Consider the following 5,729-nt stretch of genomic DNA (forward strand, 5'->3'; position numbering starts at 1 on the left):
CCCCCCCCCCCCCCCCCCCCCCCCCCCCCCCCCCCACCCCCCCCCCCCCCCCCCCACCCCCCCCTCTCACCCCCCCCCCCCCCCCCCCCCCCCCCCCCCCCCCCCCCCCACCCTCCATCCACCCCCCCCCCCCCCCCCCGCCCCGGCTTCGTCAGCCCCAGTTTCGGCACCATCGCCGGCTTCGCCGCGAACGGCGCGATCGTGCACTACCGCGCCACCGAGGAATCGCACGCCGACATCGAGGGCGACGGCCTGCTGCTGATCGACTCCGGCGGCCAATACCTGGGCGGCACCACCGACGTCACCCGCGTGGTGCCGGTCGGGCGCATCGGCGCCGAGCAGCGGCGCGACTTCACGCTGGTGCTCAAGGGCGTCATCGCCTTGTCGTCGGCGCAGTTCCCGCGCGGCGTCAAGTCGCCGATGCTGGACGCGCTGGCGCGCGAGCCGCTATGGGCCGCCGGCGCCGATTTCGGCCATGGCACCGGCCACGGCGTCGGCTTTTTCCTCAACGTCCACGAGGGGCCGCAGACGATTTCGCCGTCGGCCATGCCGGAGCCGCACACGGCGATGGAGGAGGGTATGATCACCTCCGTCGAGCCGGGCATCTACCGGCCCGGGCGCTGGGGCATCCGCATCGAAAACCTGGTGCTCAACGGCGCCGCCGGCGCCACCGAGTTCGGCGACTTCCTGCGCTTCGAGACGCTGACCCTGTGCCCGATCGACGCCCGCTGCATCGAGCCGGCGCTGCTGCGCGCCGACGAGCTGGACTGGCTCAACGCCTACCACGCGACGGTGCGCGCGCGCCTGGCGCCGCATGTGAGCGGCGCCGCGCTGGCCTGGCTCGACAAGCGCACGGCGGCCCTGTGAGCGGGCGCTCCACCCGGGCCACCTCGGCCGTCGACCGCCTCAAGCAGCGCAGCGGCAACGCCCAGTATTCGATGGCGCGCACCGGCGCCGGCCTGTTCTTCCTGAGCGAGGGGCCGGGCAAGCCGCCGCTGTGCGCGCCGCTCGAGCTGGACGACTTCGTCGCCTTCGTCAACGCCCAGGGGCCGCAAACGCCGCGGCGCGTCAGCAAGCTCGACGTCGCTTTTGAAAAACAATTGATTAAAAAAGCGCCGTAAGCGGCGCCCCGTCGAAAGAACCGTGCATGCTGTCGATTGAATTGTTAAGCTCCTACTGGTCGGTGTCCGAACTGGCCACCAACGGCGTCGTCCTGCTGAACCTGATCGGCGCGCTGCTGCTCGGGCTGATGGTCGGCTACGAACGCTCCTACCACGGCCGCGCCGCCGGCATGCGCACCTACGGCCTGGTGTGCATGGCCTCGTGCGCGCTGACGGTCATCGGCGGCTACCCGCAGTTCTGGTTCGGCGGCCACGGCGCCATCCTGGTCGCCACCGACCCGACCCGCGTCATCCAGGGCATCGTCACCGGCATCGGCTTCCTCGGCGCCGGCGTGATCATGCGCGAGGGTTTCAACATCAGCGGCCTGACCACGGCCGCCTCGATCTGGGCCTCGTCGGTGATCGGCATCATGGTCGGCGTCGGCTTCTACCTGTCGGCGATGGGCCTGGCCTTCCTGTGCGCGATGTCGATGATCTTCCTGTCCCGGCTGGAGGCGCTGCTGCCGTCGCGCCACGCGGTGGCCATCACCATGCGCTTCAAGAGGGATTACGTGCCGCGCGAGGATGCGCTGCGCAGCATCGCCCTGAGCCGCGGCTACGAGATCGCCGGCGGCTCGTTGATGATCGGCAGCGAGGCCGGCAAGCAGGAGTGGCGCTTCGTCGCCCTCGCCCTGAGCAAACGCAGCGGCGCCACGCTGGCCGAATTGTCGGCCGAGCTGGCCGCCTTCGCCGGCATCGACAGCTTCCAATTGTCGCACGCCCGCAACTGATGGCGGCGCCGATGCGGGAAAAACCGTCCGCGGTGCTCGATTTCTGGTTCGGCGCCGCCGAGCCCCTCGCCGCGCGCGCCGAATGGTTCCGCAAGGACGCCCGCTTCGACGGCCAGGTGCTGGCGCGCTTCGGCGAAGTGATCGGCGAGGCGCTGGCCGGCGGCCTGGCCGACTGGGACCGCGACGGCGCGCGCGGCACGCTGGCGCGCATTCTGCTGCTGGACCAGTTCACCCGCAACGTCTACCGCGACACCCCGGCCGCGTTCGGCGGCGACCGGCTGGCGCTGCAACTGGCACGGGCGCTGGTGGACGGCGGCGCCGACCAGGCGCTGGCGCCGTGGCAGCGCGCCTTCGTCTACATGCCGTTCGAGCACGCCGAGGACGCCGCCATGCAGCAATGCGCGGTGGCGCTGTTTACACGGCTGGCCCAGGCCGATCCGGGCTTCGAGGGCATGCTCGATTTCGCCCGCCGGCACCGCGACGTGATTGCCCGCTTCGGCCGCTTCCCGCAACGCAACGCCATCCTCGGGCGCGCCTCGACGGCGGCCGAGCTGGACTTCCTGGGCCAGCCGGGATCGGGTTTCTGATGCCCGCGTTGACGCTGAACGTCATCGGCGCCGGCCACGTCGGCGCCGTGCTGGCGCGCCTGTTCGCCGCCGCCGGCGCCTTCCAGGTGCAGGACGTGCTGACCCGCTCGCTGCCGTCGGCGCGGGCGGCGCTGCCGTTCATCAAAGCCGGCGCGGCCGTCGCCGGCCACGCGCAATTGCGCCGCGCCGACGTCACCATGCTGGCCGTCGGCGACGACCAGATCGCGCCGGCCTGCGCGGCGCTGGCCGCCGGCGGCGCCCTGGCCGGCACGGTGCTGTTCCACTGCAGCGGCGCGCTGGCCTCGGGCGAGCTGCGCGCGGCGCAACTGGCCGGGGCCGCCGTGGCCAGCGTGCACCCGATCCGCAGCTTCGCCGACCCGGCGCTGGTGGCCGCCAACTTCGCCGGCACCTACTGCGGCGTCGAGGGCGACGCCGCCGCGCTGGCGCTGCTCGAACCGGCGCTGCTGGCGATCGGCGCGCGGCCGGTGCCGATCGACGCCGCCGCCAAGACCGTCTACCACGCCGCCGCCGTCTTCGCCAGCAACTACCTGGTGACGGTGCTCGACGCGGCGCTGCGCGCCTACCAGGCGGCCGGCGTGCCGGAGGCGGTGGCGCGCGAACTGGCCCGGCCGCTGGTCGACGAGACCGTCGCCAACGTCTTCAGGCTGGGGCCGGAGCAGGCGCTGAGCGGGCCGATCGCCCGCGGCGACTTCGCCACCGTCGAGCGGCAGCGGCGCGCCGTGCGGCAGTGGGACCCGGACAGCGGCGCGTTGTACCAGGCGCTGGTGGCGCCGACGGCGGCGCTGGCACGGCGCAAGCGCGGCGCATAAGGCGCGGCCCACCGGAATACCGTTGGTGGCTCGGGTTGCGCCGTTCCGGCCCGCCCGAGCTACGAACAGCGCCCGCCGTCGGCCCTTAGCGCGGCGCCAGTTGCACGCGGTTGCGCCCGCCGTTTTTGGCCTGGTACAGCGCGCTGTCGGCGCGCGAGAAGAACGCCGACTCGGCTTCGTCGTGGCGGTACTCGGCCACGCCCAGGCTGATGGTCACGCGGACGTTCGACGCCGGCAGCGCGAAGTCGTGCGCTTCGACCGCGCGGCGTAGCGCCTCGGCGATCTGGCCGGCCTGCTCCAGGTTGCAGTCGCCCAGCAGGACCAGGTATTCCTCGCCGCCCCAGCGCGTCACCACGTCGCTGTCGCGCACCACGCCCACGGCCAGGTCGGCGACGCCGCGGATCACCTGGTCGCCCGACAAATGGCCGTGGCTGTCGTTGACCTGCTTGAACAGGTCGATGTCGAACAGGATCGCCGCCAGCGGCCGGCCGCCGCGCTTGCTGGCCAGTATGCGGTCGCGCAACAACAGCTCCAGCGCCTTGCGGTTCAACAGCCCGGTCAGCGCGTCGGTCGAGGCGATCCGCTCGATGCGGCGCTGGAAGCGGTTCACCGTCAGCAGCGTGATCGCCAGCACCAGCAAGGTGACGCCAAAGCTGACGGCCAGGTTCAGCGCGAACACGCGCTGCATCGGTTTCACCTCGGCGCTGACGTTCTGCTCGACCACCAGATACCAGCCCAGCTCCGGAATGAAGCGCGAATTGACCAGCATGCTGGCCGCGTCGGTGCTGTAGGCCAGGTGGGTCGGGCGGACGTCGCGGTTCAGGATGCGCCCGGCGATGGCGCGCACGCCCGGCAGCGTGCGGATCGAGCCGCGCTCGCTCTGCCTGGTTTTGCCGCCCAGCACGATGGTGCCGTCGCCGTCGGCGAAATAGATGTTGCGGCGGAAGCGCCACTGATAGCGGTCGATGATGCTGCTCATCTTGTCGAGCGTCAGGCCGACCCCGGTGGCGCCGATGAAGTTGCCCTTGAAGTCCAGCACGCGGTGGTTGATGAAGATGGTCAGGCTGTCGCGGTTGGCCATGTCGACGTCGACGTTGGTTTCGTAGTCGGCCGTCGCCAGCGCGCGCAACCGGAAGTACCAGGCGTCGCGCGCCTCGCCGTCGCGCACCGATTTCAGCGTGCCGCCGGCGTAGTAGTAGGCGTGGCTGCGCTCCGACACCAGGAAGCTGCTGACGGTGCCGTATTTCAGCTTCACCTCGTTCAGATAGCGCACGATCTGCTCGGGGTTCTTCTCGCCGCCCAGAATCCAGTCGCGCACGAAGGTGTCGTGCGCCATCAGCGAGGAGATGAAGACCGGGCGCAGGATGTCCTTCTGGATCTCGGAATAGATGTTGTCGCCGGTGAGCGGCAGCGTCTGCTCGGAGATGCCCTGCTCGATGGCGTCGCGCGAGGCGACGTAGCTGGCCACGCTGGTGGCCAGGAAACCGGCGACCAGGATCAGCGTGAGCCAGAGGAGAAGGCGGTACTTGATGGAGAACGGGCGCATGGTGGCTTTGTGGAGGCGAAGACGGTGTCCGGGCGGCGTTGGGAGAGCTTGCTGAAAGTATGCAGCAGCGCGCCGGCCCGCGCAATGGCCGATCGGCGCGCGCCAACCGGGGCCGCCTGTCGCGTCGGCACAAAGCGTAGCGCTTTAATGCCACGTATTACCAAATAATTGCCCGGATTAGTCGACAAGGAGGAGAATAAGCAATAAGCTTGACTACTGGAATCTTTCCTAACGAATCCAAGTACACGGAACAGCAGTTGGATAACAAGAGCGCGGCGCCGCGCGCCGTTGCCATTTGGATAGGAGGTATGGACATGTTATTTCTGAAGAGTACGACCGTCACGAAGGCGCCTGGGATTTACGAGGTCGACATTGCGGCCAAGCCGCCGGGCAAGACATTTGGCGTCTTCCTGGCGACCGATCCCGACAACCCGCCGACGCAGGTGCTGGAAGCGCTCAAGGCACTGGGCTTTGAAAACACCTACAACTCGAACTATCTGCACAAGGACAAGGGCAAGGTGTTGGATTTGCATTTCCAAAAGGACGGCACCGACTTGTTCAAGGGATGGAAAACCGAGGAATGCGCGGCCAACCTGGCCTCGATCGAAGCGCTGTTCAGTGGCGTCGGCATCACCGTGGCGCCGCGCGTCATGTCGCTGGCCGAAGCCTACGCCTGACGCCGCGCGCCGGGTCGGCCGGCAATTGTTGCGGCAATAAAAACCAACGGCAAAGAGCCGGGGCCGGCCCTTCAGGTCTGGCTCCGGGATCGCGCCCTTGGTTTTTTGTGACTATTCAGCCTGAGCGTACAGCGTAGAAAGTTGTTGTAAACGAATCGTGGATAACGCATCATGCGTGCATGCCACCAAAACCGCCCC

At 69.3% G+C, this 5,729-nt stretch carries 7 protein-coding genes; 6 read left to right on the plus strand and 1 reads right to left on the minus strand.

All coding sequences use genetic code 11. The features are described 5' to 3' along the window. The 5 genes from ACFDR9_RS26590 to ACFDR9_RS26610 all read left to right on the plus strand — a co-directional run. The coding region (locus ACFDR9_RS26590; protein ID WP_409032916.1) for a M24B family metallopeptidase at positions 1 to 867 on the plus strand (867 nt) is incomplete at its 5' end. Further along, positions 864 to 1,121: a hypothetical protein gene (locus ACFDR9_RS26595; protein ID WP_017878078.1), complete on the plus strand. Its 258-nt coding sequence runs from the start codon at positions 864 to 866 to the stop codon at positions 1,119 to 1,121. The genes ACFDR9_RS26590 and ACFDR9_RS26595, both read left to right, overlap by 4 nt. A gap of 26 nt (positions 1,122 to 1,147) precedes the next feature. Further along, the gene (locus tag ACFDR9_RS26600; protein WP_409032917.1) at positions 1,148 to 1,891 is read left to right on the plus strand and encodes an MgtC/SapB family protein; all 744 of its coding nucleotides are present in this window, start codon (positions 1,148 to 1,150) and stop codon (positions 1,889 to 1,891) included. Between the two features lie 11 nt (positions 1,892 to 1,902). After that, entirely contained in the window at positions 1,903 to 2,478 is a 576-nt protein-coding gene (locus tag ACFDR9_RS26605; protein ID WP_409032918.1) for a DUF924 family protein, read from the plus strand. After that, the gene (locus ACFDR9_RS26610) at positions 2,478 to 3,308 is read left to right on the plus strand and encodes a Rossmann-like and DUF2520 domain-containing protein (RefSeq protein WP_017878075.1); all 831 of its coding nucleotides are present in this window, start codon (positions 2,478 to 2,480) and stop codon (positions 3,306 to 3,308) included. The genes ACFDR9_RS26605 and ACFDR9_RS26610 overlap by 1 nt, the downstream gene beginning before the upstream one ends. Before the next feature lie 85 nt (positions 3,309 to 3,393). On the opposite strand, the gene ACFDR9_RS26615 is transcribed toward ACFDR9_RS26610, so the two are convergent. Beyond that, entirely contained in the window at positions 3,394 to 4,854 is a 1,461-nt protein-coding gene (locus ACFDR9_RS26615; RefSeq protein ID WP_017878074.1) for a sensor domain-containing diguanylate cyclase, read from the minus strand. A gap of 308 nt (positions 4,855 to 5,162) precedes the next feature. On the opposite strand from ACFDR9_RS26615, the gene ACFDR9_RS26620 reads away from it, so the two are divergent. Beyond that, entirely contained in the window at positions 5,163 to 5,531 is a 369-nt protein-coding gene (locus ACFDR9_RS26620) for a hypothetical protein (protein WP_017878073.1), read from the plus strand. Positions 5,532 to 5,729: the final 198 nt, after the last annotated feature.

Origin of the sequence: Janthinobacterium sp. CG_23.3 (assembly GCF_046115965.1) — a bacterium.
In the GTDB taxonomy this organism is placed as follows: domain Bacteria; phylum Pseudomonadota; class Gammaproteobacteria; order Burkholderiales; family Burkholderiaceae_D; genus Janthinobacterium.